The 20,242-nt window shown below is 63.4% G+C and carries 22 protein-coding genes; 12 read left to right on the top strand and 10 right to left on the bottom strand.

Features of this window, described 5'->3' with window-relative positions; genetic code table 11:
* Positions 1-3: 3 nt before the first annotated feature.
* The 3 genes from NKH30_RS04940 to NKH30_RS04930 are packed head-to-tail and all read right to left on the bottom strand — an operon-like array spanning position 4 to position 4,741.
* Complete coding sequence (locus NKH30_RS04940) at positions 4-2,826, bottom strand: DUF4159 domain-containing protein (RefSeq protein WP_352994431.1); 2,823 nt, start codon at positions 2,824-2,826, stop codon at positions 4-6.
* A complete protein-coding gene (locus NKH30_RS04935) occupies positions 2,823-3,737 on the bottom strand; it encodes a DUF58 domain-containing protein (protein WP_352540998.1) in 915 nt (304 codons plus the stop codon). Before NKH30_RS04935 ends, NKH30_RS04940 begins: the two co-directional genes overlap by 4 nt.
* On the bottom strand, positions 3,737-4,741 hold the full coding sequence (locus tag NKH30_RS04930) for an AAA family ATPase (RefSeq protein WP_352450525.1): 1,005 nt from the start codon (positions 4,739-4,741) through the stop codon (positions 3,737-3,739). Before NKH30_RS04930 ends, NKH30_RS04935 begins: the two co-directional genes overlap by 1 nt.
* Before the next feature lie 144 nt (positions 4,742-4,885).
* Here NKH30_RS04930 and NKH30_RS04925 point away from each other — a divergent pair, with 144 nt between their 5' ends.
* The 3 genes from NKH30_RS04925 to NKH30_RS04915 are packed head-to-tail and all read left to right on the top strand — an operon-like array spanning position 4,886 to position 7,426.
* Complete coding sequence (locus NKH30_RS04925; protein ID WP_352994517.1) at positions 4,886-5,515, top strand: DUF1285 domain-containing protein; 630 nt, start codon at positions 4,886-4,888, stop codon at positions 5,513-5,515.
* A gap of 13 nt (positions 5,516-5,528) precedes the next feature.
* Entirely contained in the window at positions 5,529-6,161 is a 633-nt protein-coding gene (locus tag NKH30_RS04920; RefSeq protein WP_352541101.1) for a CoA pyrophosphatase, read from the top strand.
* Entirely contained in the window at positions 6,158-7,426 is a 1,269-nt protein-coding gene (locus tag NKH30_RS04915; protein WP_352540999.1) for a CCA tRNA nucleotidyltransferase, read from the top strand. The genes NKH30_RS04920 and NKH30_RS04915 overlap by 4 nt, the downstream gene beginning before the upstream one ends.
* A gap of 3 nt (positions 7,427-7,429) precedes the next feature.
* Here NKH30_RS04915 and NKH30_RS04910 read toward each other — a convergent pair whose 3' ends face one another.
* The 3 genes from NKH30_RS04910 to hemF all read right to left on the bottom strand — a co-directional run bounded on the left by NKH30_RS04910 (position 7,430) and on the right by hemF (position 9,329).
* Positions 7,430-7,615 carry a DUF1059 domain-containing protein gene (locus tag NKH30_RS04910; RefSeq protein ID WP_023679490.1) on the bottom strand — a complete coding sequence of 62 codons (186 nt, stop codon included), beginning with the start codon at positions 7,613-7,615 and terminating at the stop codon, positions 7,430-7,432.
* Between the two features lie 281 nt (positions 7,616-7,896).
* Positions 7,897-8,157 carry a DUF1344 domain-containing protein gene (locus NKH30_RS04905; RefSeq protein WP_352541000.1) on the bottom strand — a complete coding sequence of 87 codons (261 nt, stop codon included), beginning with the start codon at positions 8,155-8,157 and terminating at the stop codon, positions 7,897-7,899.
* A gap of 257 nt (positions 8,158-8,414) precedes the next feature.
* Positions 8,415-9,329: an oxygen-dependent coproporphyrinogen oxidase gene (gene hemF / locus NKH30_RS04900; protein WP_352541001.1), complete on the bottom strand. Its 915-nt coding sequence runs from the start codon at positions 9,327-9,329 to the stop codon at positions 8,415-8,417.
* 103 nt (positions 9,330-9,432) lie between these two features.
* On the opposite strand from hemF, the gene NKH30_RS04895 reads away from it, so the two are divergent.
* On the top strand, positions 9,433-9,690 hold the full coding sequence (locus NKH30_RS04895) for a hypothetical protein (RefSeq protein WP_352994427.1): 258 nt from the start codon (positions 9,433-9,435) through the stop codon (positions 9,688-9,690).
* A 6-nt stretch (positions 9,691-9,696) separates the two neighbouring features.
* Here NKH30_RS04895 and NKH30_RS04890 read toward each other — a convergent pair whose 3' ends face one another.
* From NKH30_RS04890 to NKH30_RS04880, 3 genes are all read right to left on the bottom strand, one after another.
* Positions 9,697-9,897, bottom strand: coding sequence for a hypothetical protein (locus NKH30_RS04890; protein ID WP_352541002.1), 201 nt, complete (start codon positions 9,895-9,897; stop codon positions 9,697-9,699).
* Between the two features lie 43 nt (positions 9,898-9,940).
* Positions 9,941-10,387, bottom strand: a complete 447-nt coding sequence (soxR, locus tag NKH30_RS04885; protein ID WP_352541003.1) for a redox-sensitive transcriptional activator SoxR — start codon at positions 10,385-10,387, stop codon at positions 9,941-9,943.
* Between the two features lie 132 nt (positions 10,388-10,519).
* A complete protein-coding gene (locus NKH30_RS04880) occupies positions 10,520-10,978 on the bottom strand; it encodes a tRNA (cytidine(34)-2'-O)-methyltransferase (RefSeq protein WP_352541004.1) in 459 nt (152 codons plus the stop codon).
* Between the two features lie 283 nt (positions 10,979-11,261).
* Between NKH30_RS04880 and NKH30_RS04875 the strand changes: the two genes are divergently transcribed.
* From NKH30_RS04875 to NKH30_RS04860, 4 genes are read left to right on the top strand one after another with little or no spacing between them, the layout of a single operon-like run.
* Entirely contained in the window at positions 11,262-11,804 is a 543-nt protein-coding gene (locus NKH30_RS04875) for a hypothetical protein (protein WP_352469727.1), read from the top strand.
* 27 nt (positions 11,805-11,831) lie between these two features.
* A complete protein-coding gene (locus tag NKH30_RS04870; protein ID WP_352541005.1) occupies positions 11,832-13,721 on the top strand; it encodes an ABC transporter ATP-binding protein in 1,890 nt (629 codons plus the stop codon).
* Positions 13,718-15,601 (top strand): ABC transporter ATP-binding protein, encoded by a 1,884-nt coding sequence (locus tag NKH30_RS04865; RefSeq protein WP_352994424.1) that lies wholly within the window; start codon positions 13,718-13,720, stop codon positions 15,599-15,601. The genes NKH30_RS04870 and NKH30_RS04865 overlap by 4 nt, the downstream gene beginning before the upstream one ends.
* Before the next feature lie 22 nt (positions 15,602-15,623).
* Complete coding sequence (locus NKH30_RS04860) at positions 15,624-15,938, top strand: DUF6665 family protein (protein WP_352469730.1); 315 nt, start codon at positions 15,624-15,626, stop codon at positions 15,936-15,938.
* Positions 15,939-15,965: 27 nt separating this feature from the next.
* On the opposite strand, the gene NKH30_RS04855 is transcribed toward NKH30_RS04860, so the two are convergent.
* A complete protein-coding gene (locus tag NKH30_RS04855) occupies positions 15,966-16,322 on the bottom strand; it encodes a cupin domain-containing protein (protein ID WP_352469828.1) in 357 nt (118 codons plus the stop codon).
* A 281-nt stretch (positions 16,323-16,603) separates the two neighbouring features.
* On the opposite strand from NKH30_RS04855, the gene petA reads away from it, so the two are divergent.
* The 4 genes from petA to NKH30_RS04835 all read left to right on the top strand — a co-directional run bounded on the left by petA (position 16,604) and on the right by NKH30_RS04835 (position 20,204).
* Positions 16,604-17,164, top strand: coding sequence for a ubiquinol-cytochrome c reductase iron-sulfur subunit (gene petA / locus NKH30_RS04850; protein ID WP_352541007.1), 561 nt, complete (start codon positions 16,604-16,606; stop codon positions 17,162-17,164).
* A 16-nt stretch (positions 17,165-17,180) separates the two neighbouring features.
* Complete coding sequence (locus tag NKH30_RS04845) at positions 17,181-18,482, top strand: cytochrome b (protein WP_352541008.1); 1,302 nt, start codon at positions 17,181-17,183, stop codon at positions 18,480-18,482.
* An 89-nt stretch (positions 18,483-18,571) separates the two neighbouring features.
* Complete coding sequence (locus tag NKH30_RS04840; protein WP_352541009.1) at positions 18,572-19,444, top strand: cytochrome c1; 873 nt, start codon at positions 18,572-18,574, stop codon at positions 19,442-19,444.
* A 214-nt stretch (positions 19,445-19,658) separates the two neighbouring features.
* Positions 19,659-20,204, top strand: coding sequence for an adenine phosphoribosyltransferase (locus NKH30_RS04835; RefSeq protein ID WP_352469734.1), 546 nt, complete (start codon positions 19,659-19,661; stop codon positions 20,202-20,204).
* Positions 20,205-20,242 lie beyond the last annotated feature (38 nt).

The following is a 20,242-nucleotide window of genomic DNA, read 5'->3' as shown; positions in this document are numbered from 1 at the left end:
AGTCTACTGCCCCAGCCGTTCGAGCAGCACCGGGACGTGCACCTGATCGGATTTGTAGTTGCCGGTCAGCATGTACATCATGATGTTGACGCCGGCACGCAGCGCATAGATGCGCTGCATCGGATCCGAAGGCATCGTCGGCAATAGCGGGTCGCCATTCTCGTCGACGGCCCAAGCGCCGGCGAAATCATTGGCGGTGATCATGATTGGCGAAACGCCGTCGCCGGTGCGCACCGGGCGGTTCTCGGTGTTGCTGGCTTCGAGCGATGCCTCGACCCAAAGCGGGCTGCCGGCAAAACGGCCGGGAAACTCCGGAAGAATGTAGAAGGATTTGGTCAGCACGTGATCCGACGGCACCGGTTCAAGCGGTGGCACGTTGAGGTTGCCGAGGATGTCGCGCAGCCGCTCCGTCGCCGGGCTGGTCGAATCCGCACCAATGCCATTGGCGAACTGGTCGCGGGTGTCGAACAAGACCGTTCCGCCCTGCTGCATGTAGGCGTCGATGCGGGCGATGGCGGCCTCGCTGGGCATCGGGGCCGAGGGATCGATCGGCCAGTAGATCAGCGGATAGAAGGAAAGTTCGTCCTTCGAGATGTCGACGCCGGCCGGTGCTCCGGGTTCGAGCGCGGTTTTTTCGATAAGAAAGCGGGTCAGGCCTTCGAGCCCGGCGCGGCTGATCGAATCGACACCCGGCTCGCCGGTCAGCACGTAGGCGATCCGGGTCTTTGAAATGTCCCCGATCGCCTCCGTATCTCCCGGTTTGGCGTCGTCGGCGCGCGCGACGTCCGCGTGGCCAATCAAAGCGCCGAGCGCAATCAGCAGGACGGCTGCCGTGGCCGCAGCGCCGGCACGGCGCGGCCGGCGCGACAACAGGCCGCCCATCCAGAATACGGCAAGCGTGTCGAGCACCATCAGCACCAGAGCGGCCGTGACAAGCGGACCTTTGAGGTTGTGCTGCTCGTCGAAGGCATACTGGATGGTGGTGACCGGTACCGTGATTTCAGGCCGGGCCAGCGGCGTGAATGCGCTGTCGCCACCGAGCAGATTGTGAGCGAACACTCCCGTCTCCGAGCCGTAGAGGCCGGGCGGGTTTTCCAGCGTCACCGGCAGCGGGCCGGCGCCGGGCACCAGCGGCCTGGCATCCGGCGTCGGCGGCACCAGCGTGCCGTCGGCAGCGATCATGCGATAGGGTGCCAGCGACGTGGCGGCTGCCTCGGCATTGGCGACCGCCGAGCCCTGGTTGCGCGACAATTGCACGATGCGCCGCAGCATCTCGACGAAGCTGCCGGAGATCGGCAGGTTGGACCACGTCGCCTCGGGGGTGACGTGGAACAGTACGAGGGTGCCCTTGTCCTTCTTCATCCCGGTCACCAGCGGCGTACCGTCGGCAAGCGTGGCCCAGGTGCGCTCGACAATGTCGGGCGTCGGCTCGGCCAGCACCTGCCTGGTAACGGTGACCTCGGTCGGCGGCGCGAGGTCGGCGAAGGGACCGGTTTTCGGGAATTCGGTGACCGGCTGCGGCGCCGTCCATGACAGCGCGCCGCCAAGCGATCGCTCGCCGGTGCGCAGCCGGACCGGCAGCAGATCGTCGTCATTGCCGGCAGCGGCCAGCCGCGAACCGGCAAAACGCACCAGCGTGCCGCCCTTGTCGACCCAGTCGACCAGCCTCTGCCGCGCCTGTTCCGGAATGGTGCCGACATCAGCCATGACGATCATCGCCGGTTTCTGGTCGAGCAGTTGCGGGATGGCGTCGGCGAGATCGACGCTCGACGGCTCGACGAGATCGGCGAAGGGCTGCAGGGCGCGGCGAATGTAGTAGAGCGGCGACAGCAGCGGTTGCGCCTGATCAGCCTCGGACTGCGACAGCAGCCCGACGCGGCGGCGTTTTGAGCTCTCATCGAGCACGCGGACGGCACCGGCCTGGCGCTCGCCATCGAGCGCGATGTAGGCGAAGTCGTTGCGCAGTTCGAACGGCACCGCCATCGTGCCGGTTGCGGTGGTTCCGCCCGGGGCAAAGGTCAGCGTCGCGTCGGCAATGCGGCGCCCCTTGTCGTCGAACGCGCCGGCCGTCACCTGTGCAGGTGCCGGATCGCCCGGTGCGCGGATGGCGGTCAGGGCGAAGCCGTCGACCTGGTTGTGGGCGCCGGTCAGGCCGGTCAGCGACAGCCGGTCGGAGACGGCCCAGACGACACGTGCCGCGTTCTTTGACAACAACGTGTTGAAGGCGGCTTCGTCGCCTTGCGCCGCCAAGCCATCGGCGAGCACTGCGACGCTTGCGCCCGGCAGCGACTCCAGGGCTGACGCGACGCGGGCATAGACGGCGGGGCGGTCGGTCGGGATCGGCCGCGGCTTTGCCGCGCGCAGCCGGTCGAGCGCGGCAGCGGCATCGAAGGGACCGATCTCGGCATTCGGCTTCTCGGCGGTGAAAGCGATGAGCACCGGCACGCCGTTCGAATTGGCATCGGCGATCAGCCGCTCGGCGGTGGCGACCCGCTTGCCCCAGTCGGCGGCACTTGCCCAGTCATTGTCGATCACCAGCGCCAGGGCGGCGCCTTCGGCCGGCAGCTTTTCGCGCGGGTTGAAGACGGGTTCGGCAAGTGCTGCCACGACAAGCGCGGCCATCAGCAGCCTGAGCAGCGTCAGCCACCAAGGGCTCTGCTGCGGCGTTTCTTCGCGCCTCAGCACGCGGGCGAGAATCCTGAGCGGCGGAAACACCTCGGCTTGCGGCCTGGGCGGGGTCAGCCGCAGAAGCCACCAGATCACCGGCAGCGCCAGCAGGCCCCACAGCACCATCGGCGCCCCGAAGGAGAGCGGCAGCCAACTCATGCGCGGGCCCTCCCGGCAAAGCTGCCTTCGGCGGTCATCGCCATGTGGATGCGCACCAGCGCCTCGGAGGCAAGGCGATCGGTATGATTGACGGTAAAGCTCCAGCCAAGCCGTTTGCACCAGGCGGCCAGTTCCTGGCGGCGGGCGGCATAAAGCAGGCGATATTCCTCGCCCAGCATTTCGGCGCGGCCGGCGGTCAGCTTGTCGCCGGTCTCAGGATCGGTGAATTCGGTGCGCCCGGCATAGGGGAAGCTTTCCTCGGCCGGATCGGCGACCTCGACCAGATGGGCGCGCACGCCGTGGCGGGCGGGAACGTCCAGCCACGCAATAGTGTCCTCGACGGGGTCGAGGAAATCGCTGACGAGGACGATGTCGCAGAACCTGCGAATGCCGGATAGATCGGGCTTTGCCGGCAGGTCGCCGGCGTGCATCAGTTGCGCCGCGATGCGCTCGGCGCCATTGCGGGCGGTGAACGGGTCGGTCAGGCCCGGCCAGGCAATGCGCTCGCCGCTGCGCGACAAAAGCTCGGCCATGGCCAACGTCAGCACCAGGGCGCGCGATTCCTTGGAAACGCTGGCCCCGGTCGATTTGTAGAGCATGGAAGGCGAGGGATCGGCCCAAAGCCACACCGTGTGGGCAGCCTCCCATTCACGGTCGCGGACATAGGTGTGGTCGTCGCGAGCGGAACGGCGCCAGTCAATGCGCGAGGAATCGCCTTCGACATAGGGCCGGAACTGCCAGAAATTCTCGCCGATACCGCGCTTGCGGCGGCCATGCCAGCCGGCAATTACCGTGTTGACGATGCGGCGCGCCTCGACCAGCAGGTCCGGCACCAACGAAGCCCGCAACCGGCCTCTGGCGAGCGCATCGCGCGTCGCTGCCGGTGCCTGCGCTTCACCGATGCGCGCCATCAAATCCCTTTCGCGAGCTTCGCCACAACATCGCGAACCGTGGTGCCCTCGGCGCGGGCGGCGAAGGTCAGCGCCATGCGGTGCTGCAGCACCGGCTCGGCGAGCGCGCGGACGTCGTCGACCGACGGCGCCAGCCGGCCATCGTAGAGGGCGCGGGCGCGGGTGCACAGCGTCAGCGCCTGACTGGCGCGCGGGCCTGGGCCCCAGGCGACGTGCTTGTCAGTATCGGCGTTGCCCTGGCCGGGGCGCGCTGAGCGCACCAGCTTGAGGATCGCCTCGACGACGCTTTCCGGCACCGGCATACGGCGGATGAGCGTCTGGATGTCCTTCAGCCGCGCCGGCTGCAGCACGTTTTCAGCCTTGGCATCCTCGATACCGGTGGTCTCCAGCAGGATGCGGCGCTCCGCCTCGATCTCGGGGTAGAGGATATCGACCTGCATCAGGAAGCGGTCGAGCTGCGCTTCCGGCAGCGGATAGGTGCCTTCCTGCTCCAGGGGGTTCTGCGTCGCCAGAACGTGGAACGGTGACGGCAGATCATGGCGCACGCCGGCAATGGTGACGTGGTATTCCTGCATCGACTGCAGCAGCGCCGACTGGGTGCGTGGCGAGGCGCGGTTGATCTCGTCGGCCATCAGCAGTTGCGCAAAGATCGGCCCGGAAATGAAGCGGAAGGAGCGCTTGCCGAATTCATCCTGCTCCATCACTTCGGAGCCGAGAATGTCGGATGGCATCAGGTCGGGCGTGAACTGGATGCGGCGCGAATCGAGGCCGAGCACGATGCCCAGCGTTTCGACCAGCTTGGTCTTGGCGAGGCCGGGCACGCCGACCAGCAGTGCATGGCCGCCGGCCAGCAATGCGACGAGCGTGCGCTCGACGACGCTTTCCTGGCCGAAAATGACCCGGCCGACGCCGTCACGGACCCTCGAAATGTCGGCCAGCGCTTTCTCGGCCTGCGCCACCATGTCCTTTTCGCTGATTGGGCTTTCCTTGATCATAACGCTCATGCAGCATCGATCCTTCTGTTGGAAACACCGCTTGGCACCTTGGTGCCGCAGAGAATGCCGCGATTCGGCTTCGCATGCGCCTGCAATGAACTTAAATCACAGACTTAGGCTGACAAGCGGAACAACAGTGACTATTTCGTGACCATGACGGAAGCCGCCGACCATCGTGAAGAGAGCCTGACGGCCGCGACCGAGGCGCGCGGGCTGGAAGCGCTGGTCTCGCGCGCGACGCGCGCCGGTAAGGGGCCGGCGCCGGTGGAACGCTGGAATCCGGCATTTTGCGGCGATCTCGACATGGAAATCAAGCAGGACGGCACCTGGTTCTATCTGGGAACGCCGATCGGCCGGATGCCGCTGGTGCAGCTTTTTTCCTCAGTGCTGCGCAAGGACGTGGACGGCAGGACTTACCTGGTGACGCCGGTGGAAAAGGTCGGCATCCGCGTCGCCGACGCGCCCTTCATTGCCGTCGAGATGGACGTGTCGGGCGCCGGCGACGGACAAATCATCACCTTTCGCACCAATGTCGGCGACGTGGTCGAGGCTGGGGCGGGACACCCGCTGCGCTTCGTCGATGAGGACGAGACAGGTGGCCTGAAGCCTTATGTGCTGGTGCGCGGGCGGCTGGAGGCGCTGGTGGCACGGCCGGTGATGTACGAGCTGGTCGAGCACGGCGAAGAGATCGACATCGGTGGCAACAGGATGTTTGCCGTCCGTTCCAAAGGCGAGGTCTATCCAATCATGCCGGCTGAGAAACTGAAACGGCTGAGCGCATGATGGACCGCCTATGATGGATCAGGTGATGCCGTTGCCGTTTTCCGTTGCCGGGTTTCGCCAGCGCGTCGCGGCGCAGCCGCTGGCGCATGCCGGCGACGATTTTGGCGACCACCGCTTCAATCCGGGCCATCCCAGGCTGAAGCTGGCCAAGGCGCTGCGCGATGCCGCCGTGCTGATCCCGGTGGTCGATCATGGCCATGAAGCCACGGTCCTTTTGACCAGGCGGGCCGAAAAGCTGCGCAACCATTCGGGGCAGGTGGCTTTCCCCGGTGGTACCATCGATCAAACCGATGCGAGCCCGGAAGCGGCGGCGTTGCGCGAGACATTCGAGGAGATCGGTCTCGATAGGGATTACATCGAGATCGTCGGCCGTCTGCCGGACTACGTTTCCGGCAGCGGCTATCGCATCGCCCCGGTGCTCGGGATTGTGCGGCCCGGTTTCAGCCTGACGCTGAATTCCGACGAAGTCCATGCCGTCTTCGAGGTGCCGCTGGGCTTTCTGATGGACCCCGCCAACCACACCAGAGACAGTCGCATGTGGAACGACCTCGAATGGTTCTATTACGAGATGCCCTATGGCGGCCAGCGCATCTGGGGCGTCACCGCGGGCATCATCCGTACGCTTTATGAAAGGCTCTATTCGTGAGCGATCCAGTGTCGATCGCGGGCAAGGCCGGGTGGCTCGGCGAACGCCACCTGCAGCGCCTGCTCGCGGCGCTGACTGATGGCGGCGAGGAGGCGCGTGTCGCCGGCGGTGCGGTGCGCAACACGCTCATCGGCCAGCCGGTCGCCGACATCGACATCGCCACCACCACGGTGCCCGAGGAAACCATCCGGCGCGCCGAGGCGGCAGGCTTCAAGACGGTACCGACCGGCATCGAGCATGGCACAGTCACCGCGGTCGGCCACGGCAAGGCCTATGAGGTCACCACGCTGCGTGCCGATATCGAAACCGACGGCCGGCGCGCCAAAGTGTCGTTCGGCCGCGACTGGAAAGCCGACGCTGAGCGGCGTGATTTCACCATCAATGCACTCTATGCCGAAGCCGATGGAACGGTCGTCGATCTGGTCGGCGGTATCGCCGATATCGAAGCGCGGAGGCTGCGATTCATCGGCGATCCGGAAGCGCGTATCCGCGAGGATTATCTGCGCATCCTGCGTTTCTTCCGTTTCTTCGCATGGTATGGCGACGGCAGGCCGGATGCCGAAGGGTTGAAGGCTTGTGCCCGGCTGAAGCAGGGGCTCGACCAGCTCTCGGTCGAGCGCGTCTGGTGGGAATTGAAGAAATTGCTGTCAGCGCCAGATCCGTCGCGGGCGCTGCTGTGGATGCGCCAGGCCGGCGTTCTGACCGCCGTTTTGCCGGAAAGCGAGAAATGGGGCATCGATGCCATCCACGGGCTGACCAAGACCGAGAAGGATCTGGCCTGGGCGCCGGACCCGCTGCTCAGGCTGGAAGCCATCGTGCCGCCGGATGCCGCGCGCATGAAAACGCTTGCCGAGAGATTGAGGCTTTCCGTGAGCGAAGCAAGCCGGCTGCGGAATTGGGCGATCACGGCTGCCGTCGATCCGAAAACGACCGAAGGAGAGTTGGCGAAAAGGCTTTATTTTGGCGACCGCCAAGGCTTTGTCGATCGGTTGCGGCTGTTGCTCGCTTCCGCTCGAGCCCGCGCGGTCGAAGACAATGACGCACTGCTCGAAACCGGCGGCTTCTCGCGCCTGCTTGCCTTTGCTGCAAAATGGCAAAACCCTGTTTTTCCGGTCAAGGGCGCCGATCTGACGACGCTTGGCGCATCACCGGGGCCGAAGCTTGGTGCAACGTTGAAGAATCTCGAAAAGGAATGGGTCGAGTCCGGTTTTGCGCTTGATCGCGGCGCGCTGCTCAAGCGCGCCGCGGAGGCACTCGAATCCTGACCGTCACGCTGCGTCGCGGACCTTTTCGATGCGCGAGCGGATCGCCTCGATCATCGTCTCGCGGATCACCGTCTCGCCGTGCGTCTCGCGCAGATGCTCGACGGCACGGCGCATGACCTCAGCCTCCTCCTCGGCGCGTGTGTGCCACTCGCAGCCGGGTACGAGCGACCCGCAATGGAATTCCTTCATCGGCTTCTCCTCATTTCCTCCTTGGAGCGCCGCGCCGCGCAATGACACGGAAGCCCCAGACCTTTGATTGCGCGATCCGGAAACCGTGTCCGGTATCCGGGCTACACGCTGGCCAGCTTAGCATAACACGATCGAACGGTTTTGGTTGCCTTAGAGTGCCCGTGCGTCCAAGCCGACACGCGGCCCTCTAGTGATCGGGTTGCGAAAGGGCGGAGCATCGCTGCTCCGCCCTCTTGCGCTACCCAGGAGTAAGACCTCGTCTTGCTCCAGCGGGCAGGTCATCACTTCACGATCTTGACTGCCTCGGCAATTTTATCCTTGCCGCTCATATCCCACGTGACGCGGACCTTTTCGCCGACCTTCAGGCCAGGATCCTTGAAGGTCTGGGGCAACGTAAAAGTGGCTCCGTTATCCAGAACTAGGCTCATCGCCGTTCCATCAAAGCTTTTGATCGTGCCGGTGGTGTGCTTGACCGCAGCGAATGCGGCAGTACCAGAGGCGAGAACGGCAGTGGCGGCTGCGGTCATAATAAGCTTGCGCATGGCATGCTCTCCTGGAAAATACGGGCACCGCTTGGGAAAGGTGCCCGATTCAATCATGGGCCGTCCGGTCACGTCGGGTCGCGGCTCTCGGGAGTAAAGAACCGCCGGCGTTTCCCGGCCCGACGCGACAAATAGCCCAATCTTTACAATGATATATTAGACGAAAAAGATATTTTCTGGCGCGCCTTGCGCCACATTCGCCGTCAAATTCTGGGGATTTGGACCCGATTGCGGCTCACGTCGTGCTCACCGAGATTTTACGGCCATTTCGCTTCTGGCGGCAGGCTGGACAGGATCGAGGAGACATTGCCGCCGGTCTTTAGCCCGAAGATGGTGCCGCGATCGTGAAGCAAGTTGAATTCGACATAACGGCCGCGGCGGATGAGCTGCTCGTCACGGTCGCCATCGGTCCAGTTGTCATTGAAGTTGGCGCGCACCAGATGTTCGTAGACGACGAGAAAAGATCGCCCGACGTCCTGGACGAAGTTGAAATCGGCGTCCCAGCCGCCTTTGTCCTCATCCGAATGCAGCCAGTCGAAGAAGATACCGCCGGTACCGCGTGGCTCGTCACGGTGCGGCAGGTAGAAGTACTCGTCGCACCAGGCTTTGAATTTCACGTAGTCGGCGATCGCCGCGTTCTTCTCGCAGGCAAATTGCATCGCTCTGTGGAAGGCGATCGTGTCGGGGTCGTCCTGGCTGCGGCGGCGGTCGAGCACCGGTGTCAGATCGGCGCCGCCGCCGAACCACTGGCGCGAGGTGACGACCATGCGCGTGTTCATATGCACGGCCGGCACGTTGGGGTTCCACGGATGGGCGATCAGCGAAATGCCGCTTGCCCAGAAGGAGGGGTCCTCTTCGGCGCCCGGCATCTGCTTCCTGAATTCGGGGGAGAACTCGCCGTGGACGGTCGAGGTGTGGACGCCGACCTTCTCGAAGACGCGGCCGTGCATCATCGACATGATACCGCCGCCGCCCTTGCCGGCATCGCGTTGCCACGGCGTCTTTTCGAAGCGGCCGGGCGACCAGCTAGCCTGCGGCCCCTGCAGGTCCTGCTCGATCTGCTCGAAGCTGGCACAGATGCGCTCGCGCAACGTCTCGAACCACAGCCGTGCCTTCGTCTTCTTCTGTTCGATGTCGGCTGGCAGCCCCGCCGGTATCTCGGGTCGTTGCAAATCCTGTCTCCGGTTGCGGGCGCGCCCGACAAATGACTCGTCTTTTCCGGCCGCGATCCCTAATCTCTTGGGTGCAAGGGTCAAGTGTGAATGGTGTTCTTTCGTGCGCTCCCCGGCAAGACCGCCGCTGGATGGCCTGAAGAAGAGGCTCGACCGTTCGCGCGCCGAGAACGCGCGCATGCCGCGCGACGGCTTCCTGCGCGAGACCTTCGTGCTGCCGCGCTCCGACGCTCGTCTCAAGGCGAAGGAATGGTTCGAGCGCTTTCCCAAGCAGGCCTATTGGACCGAGATCGAAAGCTGGTTCGAGCGGCCGGGCGACGTGATCGAGTTCACGATACGACGGTTGCCGGCAGCAGATTAAGGGATGTCACGACAAAAATAGATCGCGCAATTTTGGAGAATCTAGAATTAGGTTCTCACCAAATAGCTTGCCGAATTTTTCGAAGCCCATTTTCTGCGCCTCATCGAAGCTCAAGGACGTATAGGGCGTTGGCATGCCGCCGGAATCGATCCGATAGATCACGATGAGCTGTGTCTCTTCTTCTGCTTGGATTAGATGTCCCAGCACTGAGGTTCCCTTCCGTATCGCACCATAATCGCACTGCTTCCATTTAGGATGCAACAATCAGCCGCCGCGCCCCGGTCCCCTCCCTTGCCAGCCGGTCGCCCTTGTTCCTCAACGGGCACTTGTCGATCGACATGCAGCCGCAGCCGATGCAGTCGGTCAGCCCGTCGCGCAGTTTCTTCAGCTGGGCGATCTTGTGGTCGAGCCCGTCGCGCCAGGCGGTCGAAAGCAAGTTCCAATCCTCGCGCGTCGGCGTCCGGCCCTCAGGCAGTGACGCAAGGGCCGTGCCGATCTCGGCCAGTGAGATACCGACCTCCTGCGCTACCTTGATGATCGCGACACGGCGCAGCACGTCGCGGCCGTAGCGCCGCTGGTTGCCTGACGTCCGGTGGCTGCGGATCAGCCCGCGGGCCTCATAGAAATGTAGCGCCGACACCGCCACACCGCTGCGCATGGCCACTTGGCCGACCGTCAATTCCGTTACCGGTGCCATCCCTCTTTTTCCGTTCCGATTTTTTCGCTTGACCTAAAGTTAAGTTGAGCTTGTAGCGAAGAAACCCGGGATCTGCAAACCAAGGAGATGGTGATGTGCGCCTGGGCCAGGATGACGGGAGACGGAGTGCCGTTATCCGAGTTGCCGGATGGCTTCACCCGCCACCATGGCGACGGAAAGCGCGACGTTGATGCTGCGCGCAGCGTCTTGCATGGGAATGGTCAATTGGGCATTCGCCGCTTGATGGACAAGATCCGGAACGCCTGCGGATTCGCGGCCGAACAGAAGAATGTCGTCATCGCCGAAGGCGAAGCTGGTGTAAGGGGTCGTGGCTTTGGTCGACAGCAGCACCAGCCGCCGCTTGGCAAGCTTGCGCCAGTCCTCGAAGGCGTGCCAGTCGACGTGCCGGGTGAGCGCCGCCATTTCGAGGTAGTCCATGCCGGCCCGTTTCAGCGCCCGGTCACCGAGCGGGAAGCCCGCCGGTTCGATGATGTCGACGCCGAGACCGAGGCAAGCGGCGAAGCGCAGGATTGTCCCGGTGTTGCCGGCGATATCAGGCTGGTAGAGCGCGATGCGGAGACGGTCGTTCATTTCCGCGTCTTTCTAATAAGTGGCAGATCAGCCACAGAGCTCTCGCGGTTTTGGAAATTCCTGGACTGGCGGGTGGTCATTTTCTGCGAAGTCGGTTATACGGCCAGCATTGTCAACCCGAACCGACGGAGGGGTAATTCATGATGGCCATGCACATCCACCACCCCTCTCGTGGGCTTACCAGCCCGACGGCGGTTTCGGTACGACGATTCTCCTGACCTTCTAGACTTCAATCGCACCGATTCCCGCCGAAACCTTTTTCGGCCTTTGAAGGAATCCTGCGATGTTTTTCAAGCTGTGGAAGGGGCTGAACGCCCCACCTGAACACGCTTCGACCGATGCCACCTTTGCCGCGCCGCGCGTGCCCGCGGCCTGGGTTGGTTCACCCTTCTACCTGCATCTTCAACTGGAGGACGGACCGATGTTCGATCCCTGTAGAATACCCGGCTCAAGAAGCCTGCACGAGCGGAAGACTGCGACCTGGGCGCTTTTGATCGGCGAGACCTACTCGTCGGCGGTTCACGCCGAGACCCGCCGGCGTCCGCATCGCGGTATGCTGCCGGACGTCGATTTCTCGCGCGCCGTTCCGGACTATAGCCGGCCGTCGCTGGTGCGCCGGATCATCAGGCTGATCCGGCCTGGTGCAAAAACCAGCGCGAAAATCCGGATCGTCAAAACGTCGTCAGCATCGTCAAACGAGACTGTCGGCGAAAGGCCCGCGACAACCTATATAGCGCGAAGCAGGACCGGCGAGGCGGACGATTCCGTATCGCCGGTCCTTGACGCCATGCGGTCTGGGCACCCCGTCCGTTCGCGTGCCGCGTGAGCGGAAACAGGTATTGTGAGCATCTCTATGTTTAGCTGGTTTGAAAAAAGGCTCGATCCGTTCCCTGCCAAGGAGCCGGTCGAGCCGCCGCGGACACTGATCGCCTTCTGCGTGCATTATACGCGCGGCGCGTGGCCCTACATCGCTCTCGATGCGGTACTGGTGACGGCCATCGCCCTTGCCGAGGTGTGGATGTTCGGCTTCATGGGCCGGATCGTCGACTGGCTGTCCGGACAGAATCGCGAGACGTTCCTGCAGACCGAAGGCTTGAAGCTGGCCGGGATGGCCTTCATCGTGGTTTTCGCGCTGCCGGCGACGGTCTGGTTCCATTCGCTGCTCAACCAGCAGACGCTGATGGGTAATTATCCGATGCGTATCCGCTGGCAGGTGCATCGTTACCTGCTCAAGCAGTCGATGAGCTTCTATCAGGACGAGTTTGCCGGGCGCATCGCGACCAAGCTGATGCAGACCGCGCTCGCGGTGCGCGAGTGCGTCATCAAGCTCATCGATGTGCTCAACTATATCGTCGTCTATTTTCTCGGCATGCTGTTCATTGTCGGCTCGGCAGACTGGCGGCTGGCTGCGCCGCTTGCCGTCTGGCTTGCCGGATATGTCCTGCTGTTGCGCTATTTCATCCCGCGGCTGGGCAAGGTCGGCGAGGAGCAGGCTAATGCGCGCTCAACCATGACCGGCCGTGTCGTCGACAGCTACTCCAACATCCAGACGGTCAAGCTGTTCTCGCATGCGCGGCGCGAGGCATCCTTCGCCAAGGACGGTATGGCTGGCTTTCTCGATACAGTCTACCGGTCGATGCGGTTGGTGACGCAGCTCTACGGCCTGCTCTACGTCCTGAATTCGCTGCTGTTGTTTTCGGTCACTGCAATCTCGCTATGGCTGTGGCTCGGCCAAGCCGTGACGATCGGCGCCGTCGCCCTGGTCATCGGCCTCGTGCTTCGGCTCTGGGGCATGTCGCAATGGATCATGTGGGAGATGTCCACGCTGTTCGAGAATATCGGCACGGTGCAGGACGGCATCGCCTCGATCTCGCTGCCGCGCCTCGTCGAAGACCGGCCTGGCGCCAAGGATATTGCCGTGACCAAGGGGGAGATCCGTTTTGAGGACATCCGCTTCCACTATGGCAAGCAGAAGGGCGTGATCGAAAGCCTGTCGCTGACGGTGAAGCCGGGCGAGAAGGTCGGCATCGTCGGCCGTTCGGGTGCCGGCAAGTCGACGCTGGTCAATCTTCTGTTGCGCTTCTATGACCTCGAAAGCGGCAAGGTCCTGATCGACGGCCAGGACATTGCGGCGGTGACGCAGGACTCGCTGCGCGCCCAGATCGGCATGGTCACGCAGGACACCTCGCTGCTGCATCGCTCGGTGCGCGAGAATATCCTCTATGGCCGGCCGGACGCCAGCGACCAGATGCTGATCGAGGCGGCGCGGCGCGCCGAGGCGCTGGATTTCATCGCCGGATTGTCGGATTCTAACGGTCGAAAGGGTTTCGACGCGCATGTCGGTGATCGCGGCGTCAAATTGTCCGGCGGCCAGCGGCAACGCATCGCCATAGCCCGTGTCATGCTGAAGGACGCACCAATCCTTATCCTCGACGAAGCGACCTCCGCCCTCGATTCCGAGGCCGAGGCGGCCATCCAGGAGAACCTCTACAGACTGATGCAAGGCAAGACCGTCATCGCCATTGCGCACCGGCTGTCGACGATCGCCGCCATGGACCGGCTCGTCGTTATGGACAAGGGCCGCGTCATCGAGGAAGGTTCGCATGAGGAACTGGTTGCCAGCGGCGGGCTCTACGCCCAGCTCTGGCAACGCCAGTCGGGCGGCTTCCTGCTCGACGACGGCCCCTCCGCCAACGATGCAGCCGCCAACGATGCAATCGCCAAGGGTGAAGCCGCCGAATGATGACTGCCATCTACCGCTGGTTCGAGAACTGGGTCTATCCATTCCGCGAGCCTGCGGACCTTCGCCCACCTGCCGGCGTCAGGGGTTTCCTCTGGCATTATGTCGGGCAGGCGAAGATCGCCTTCTTCGCCATGCTGGTGATCGGCGGCATCGCGCCGCTGGTCGAAGCCGGACTGTTCTATTTCGTCGGGCGGCTGGTCGACATCCTCGACCAGCTTCCCGGTGAACGCAGCTGGCACGCTCTGTGGACTGCCGCCGGCCCGGAACTTGTCTTCATGATCGCGGTGGTGCTGGTCATCCGCACCATTGTCGTCGGCCTGTCGGCGCTGGTCGACGAGCAGACGATCACGCCGGGCTTCTATAATCTGGTGCGCTGGCAGGCCCATCGCCATGTCTCGCGCCAATCCTACGCCTTCTTCCAGAACGACTTTGCCGGGCGTATCGCGACCAAGGTCTGGCAGGCGGGACAGGCGACCGGCGATCTGATGGAAAGCTTCATCGAGGTGGTCTGGTTCATGGTCGTCTATACGGTGACGACGCTGGCGCTGGTCGCCGGGCTCGATCTCCGGCTGGCGGTGCTGGTGGTGATCTGGATTACCGCCTTCGGCTTTCTGGCCAGGCGCTATTTGCCGGCAATCCGCAAACATGCCGAAGCCACCGCCGAAGCCGGCTCGATGATCACCGGCCGCCTTGTCGATTCCTATTCGAACGTGCAGACGTTGAAACTGTTCTCGGCCGATGGCGACGACCGCTACATCAGGAACGGCTTCGACATCTATCTCGACGCGCTGCGCCCGTTCACCCGCAGGCTGACCGGCGTGCGCATGGCGCTGACGATGCTGTCGGGCATTATGATCACGGCGATCGCCTGCTTTGCCGTTTATCTCTGGGTCGAGGGTGCGATCACAGTCGGCGCCGTGGCTTTCACGCTGTCTTTGGTGCTGCGGCTGAACATGCTGCTCGGCCGGCTGATGATGCAGCTCAACGGCATCTTGCGGAACCTCGGCGTGCTGGAGAATTCCAAGGCGCTGATCTCACAGCCGCTCGGCCTGACCGATGCGCCGGACGCGAAAGAGCTTGTCGTCGGCGGCGGGCGCATCAACGTCAGCAATGTCGAGTTCCACTACGGCAAGGGGTCCGGCGTGCTCAACGGCATCGACCTCGTCGTGCGGCCGGGCGAAAAGGTCGGCCTGGTCGGCCCGTCCGGCGCCGGCAAGACGACCTTGGTCAATCTGATCCTGCGCCTCTACGACCTCGAGAGCGGCAAGATCACCATTGACGGGCAGGACGTCTCCAGGGTCACGCAGAATTCGCTGCGCGCCAATATCGGCGTCGTCAGCCAGGATACGGCACTTTTCCACCGCTCGCTGCGCGACAACATCAAGCTCGGCATGCCGGAAGCGACCGACGCCGAGATGGTCGCGGCAGCGAAGAAGGCCGAGGCGCACGAGTTCATCCTCGGTCTGCGCGACAATCGCGATCGTATCGGCTACGAGGCCTATGTCGGCGAGCGCGGCGTCAAGCTCTCCGGCGGCCAGCGCCAGCGCGTGGCGATCGCCCGCGTCTTCCTCAAGGATGCACCGATCCTGGTGCTCGATGAGGCGACCTCGGCGCTCGATTCCGACATCGAGGCGGCGATCCAGGAAAATCTGGCAAGGCTGATGGAAGGCAAGACGGTCATCGCCATCGCGCATCGGCTGTCGACCATTGCGGCACTCGACCGGCTGGTGGTGCTCGACGAGGGCCGCATCGTCGAGCAAGGCACGCATGACGAGCTGGTCGGGCTCGACGGGCTCTATGCCAGGCTGTGGAAGCGGCAGTCCGGCGGTTTCCTGTTCAACGAGGAGAGCGCGCTGGCCGAGACCCGGCCGGCGGAGTAGTTTCTAAAGACCGGAGTAGACCATGGCGGTGAGAATGCCATCGAATTTCGGACGGTCCGGCGCGCAGGAGAGCGCGTTGGACCTGCTTGGCCATGAAATCCTCGGCGAGAAGGCGGCCGCGCTCGGCCGCGCCGGCCGGCGCGTCGAGGAAACATTGACGAGGCTGCGCGAGAATTGCGACGATGTCGACCGCGCCCGGCTGCTCAGGGATGCAGCCGAAGCGGTGCACGGATATTTCATCCAGCGCGAACTCTGCGGCCTGCGCAAGCACGACGCGGTGATCCGGGAATACAACATTCCCAAGGCCGTGCTGGCCAGGCTCGGCGCCAGCGCATGATCCGAACCGGAACTGGTTTGAGAAGCGTTATTCCAGCCACTCGGTGATGAAGCTGCCGTTCTCGTGTATGTCGGTGGTTTCCAGCGGGCCTGGCCCGAGATTGGTGAATTTGTGCGGCGTGTTCGGCGGTACGACCAGGATCTGGCCGGCGGTGGCCTCGATCTGCCGGTCGCCGATGGTGAACAGGCCGGTGCCGGTCCGGATGATAAAAATCTCGCAATAGGGATGGCTGTGCAGCCTAGGGCCGCCGCCGATGTCAGGCAGGTAGTTGAAGATCAGACAGCTGCGGGAGCCGTAAGCTCCGCCTTGCAGCTCGCCCTGCCAGTGGTCGGGCCAGCGGTCGGGCGCTTCGGCCCATTTGCCGCGGTCTATGACATGCGCCATAGGCCGAGGATAAACCGGGCGAGCGCCAGATGTCGAGGCGAACGCAGCCATTTGGTTTTGCTGCTGTTTTCCAATCGTTCCGCCGTGCGAATTACGTCCCCGCGACAATCTGCCCTTGTGCCTTCACCCGTCTGGACAAAAACAGGCTTCACGCATAAACCCAAGTCCCAAATGCCGGAGGAATTCGCTAGCCTGTTCGCCATGCGCTGTCGGGCCGGCGCGATTGAGCGGGGAACAAGGCTCGGCCGCCGGCACGGAAGAGGCGAAAGGATCAGGCACCCGTGAGCGCAACCGACACCCAGGATCCCAACCGTCGTGATTTTCTCTACGTCGCCACCGGCATGGCCGCAGTGGTCGGCGCGGGCGCCGTTGCCTGGCCATTCATCGACCAGATGCGCCCGGATGCCTCGACGCTGGCGCTCGCCTCGGTCGAGGTCGACGTCTCCTCGCTGACGCCGGGAATGTCGCTCGTCGTGAAGTGGCGCGGCAAGCCGGTGGTTGTACGCAACCGCACCGAAAAAGAGATGAAGGACGCCGAGGCGGTCAATCTCGCCGAACTCAAGGATCCAATTGCCCGCAATGCCAACCTGCCGGCCGACGCGCCGGCAACCGACGCCAACCGGACCACGCCGGGCAAGGAAGCCTGGATGGTGATGGTCCAGGTCTGCACCCATCTCGGCTGCATCCCGCTCGGCCAGGAAGGCGATTTCGGCGGCTGGTTCTGCCCATGCCACGGTTCGCAATACGATACGGCCGGCCGCATCCGAAAGGGGCCGGCGCCGGAGAACATGGCGGTGCCGGTGTTTCAATTCGTTTCCGACACCAAGATCCGTATCGGCTGAGGCAAGGGATATTTCGATGAGCGAGGGACACTCGACCTATACGCCCAAGACCGGTATCGGACGCTGGTTCGATTCCCGCATGCCGCTCCCGCGGCTGGTCTATGACAGCTTCATCGCCTATCCGGTGCCGCGCAACCTGAACTATGCCTGGACCTTCGGCGGCATCCTTGCGCTTATGTTGGCGGCGCAGATCCTGACCGGTATCGTGCTGGCCATGCACTATGCGGCCGACAGCACTCTCGCCTTCGATTCGGTCGAAAAGATCATGCGCGACGTGAATTCGGGCTGGCTGCTGCGCTACCTGCATTCGAACGGCGCGTCGTTCTTCTTCGTCGCCGTCTACATCCATATCTTCCGCGGGCTCTACTACGGCTCCTACAAGGCGCCGCGCGAGCTGCTGTGGATCCTCGGCTGTATCATCTACCTGCTGATGATGGCGACCGGATTCATGGGCTACGTGCTGCCCTGGGGCCAGATGAGCTTCTGGGGCGCCACCGTCATCACCGGTTTCTTCACCGCCATACCTCTGGTCGGCGACTGGATCCAGCAGCTTTTGCTCGGCGGCTTCGCGGTCGACAATCCGACGCTGAACCGCTTCTTTGCGCTGCATTACCTGCTGCCGTTCATGATCGCCGGCGTTGTCGTGCTGCACATCTGGGCGCTTCACGTCGTCGGCCAGAACAATCCGACCGGCATCGAGGTCAAATCGAAGACCGACACGCTCGCCTTCACGCCTTACGCGACCATCAAGGATGGGTTCGGCATGATCGTGTTCCTGTTCGTCTTCGCCTATTTCGTCTTTTATCTGCCGAACTATCTCGGCCATCCGGACAATTACACCGTTGCCAACCCCCTGAAGACGCCGGCCCACATTGTGCCGGAATGGTACTTCCTGCCGTTCTACGCGATCCTGCGCGCTATCACCTTCAATATCGGGCCCATCAACTCCAAGCTCGGCGGCGTGCTCTGCATGTTCGGCGCGATTGTCATGCTGTTCCTGGTGCCGTGGCTCGACACCTCGAAGGTGCGCTCGGCAGTCTACCGGCCCTGGTACAAGCTGTTCTTCTGGCTGTTCGTGGCCGACGCCATCCTGCTCGGCTGGCTGGGCTCGCAGCCGGCCGAGGGCAGCTATGTATTCATGGCGCAGATGGCGACGCTGTTCTACTTCGCCTTCTTCCTGGTAGCGCTGCCGGTGCTCGGGCTGATCGAAAAGCCGCGGCGGCTGCCGAACTCGATCACCGAGGCGGTGCTCGAGAAGAACAAGGGCGGCGGTGGACATCCTGCCGGCGCCACGACCGCGCCGGAAACCAAGGGCTGAGCATGATTCCGAAAAGTGGAAACCGGTACTCGGACAAGGTCATGCTCGAGACGGTGACGGCGCGTCAGAGAATCTCAAGGGGATTTGGCATGAAGAAGATTCTCTCCTCGCTGGCGCTGCTTGGCCTTTTGGCCGCGGGCATGGGTGCCGCAAGCACTGGAGCCAGCGCCCAGGAAGAGGCGCACAATGAGGCGGCGCCGACGCATTTCCCGATACACGAACCGGAGGAAATGGATTGGAGCTTCGCCGGGCCATTCGGCACCTACGACAAGGCCCAGCTGCAGCGCGGGCTGAAGGTCTACAAGGAAGTCTGCTCGGCCTGCCATTCGATGAATTTGGTGGCGTTCCGTACACTGGTGGGCCTTGGCTATTCGGATGCGCAGATCAAGACGCTGGCGGCCGAATATACGATCCATGACGGACCGAACGATGCCGGCGACATGTTCGATCGTCCCGGCAAGCCGTCCGACCATTTCCCGGCGCCGTTCCCCAATGTGGAGGCGGCGGCGGCGGCAAATGGCGGCGCAGCACCGCCCGACATGTCGCTGCTGGCAAAGGCGCGCGGGGTCGAACGCGGCTTCCCGCGCTTCGTCTTCGATATCTTTACCCAGTATGCCCAGGGCGGCCCCGACTACATCCACTCGCTGCTGACCGGCTACGACCAGCAGCCGCCGGCGGGCATGGTCATACCAGAAGGCACGTACTACAATCCGTACTTCCTGTCCGGCGTGTCGCTGAAGATGCCGAAGCCGCTCTCTGACGGCCAGGTAACCTATGATGACGGCGCGCCGCAGACGGTCGACCAGTATTCGCGTGACGTGTCGGCCTTCCTGATGTGGGCGGCCGAGCCACACCTCGAGGACCGCAAGAAGACCGGCTTTCGCGTACTGGTCTTCCTGCTGCTGTTCGGCGCACTGGTCTACCTGACCAAGCGCAAGGTGTGGGCCGGCGTGGCGCACTGAGCCCTGCGATCTACGAGAATGCGAGGGCGTCGAAAGACGCCCTCCTCATTGCAGGCATGTCGATTCATCGCTGCCGGCGCAGAGTGGCCCCTTTTGCCGGACAATTTTCCGTCAGGCGTCACATGGCGGTAGCCGGACTTAGCTGCACCGGGTTACGATTGGCCCATTCCCTTCACGTCTTCAGCCGAATCTGAAAGGCCCGGAGAGCCGCTTGATGAAATCCTCGCTCGAAGAGACGCTGCTTGCCGCGATCCGCACCATTCCGGATTATCCCAAGCCGGGCATCCTGTTTCGCGACATCACCACGCTGCTCGGCAATGCGCGGGCCTTCCGCCGCGCCATCGACGAACTGGTGCATCCCTATGCCGGCCTCAAGATCGACAAGATCGCCGGCATCGAGGCGCGCGGCTTCATCCTCGGCGGCGCCATCGCCCACCAGCTCTCGGCCGGCTTCGTGCCGATCCGCAAGAAGGGCAAGTTGCCTTCCGAGACGGTGCGCGTCGCCTACAGCCTGGAATACGGGCTGGACGAGATGGAGATGCACAAAGACGGTGTTTCTCCAGGCGAGAAGGTAATCCTCGTCGACGATTTGATCGCCACCGGCGGCACGGCCGAGGCGGCCGTCAAGCTATTGCGGCAGATCGGCGCCGACATCCTCGCCGCCTGCTTCGTCATCGACCTGCCGGACCTTGGCGGCCGCGAGAGGTTAGAGGCGCTCGGCGTACCGGTGAGGACGCTGATCGGGTTTGAGGGGCATTGAGCGTTTCTTCCTTCTCCCCTTCTTGTGGAGTAGGGAAG

Source organism: Mesorhizobium sp. M1273, assembly GCF_040318195.1.
Lineage (GTDB): Bacteria > Pseudomonadota > Alphaproteobacteria > Rhizobiales > Rhizobiaceae > Mesorhizobium.
The sequence above is the reverse complement of the archived record's forward strand: the minus strand, read 5'-3'. Positions and strand labels throughout refer to the sequence as shown.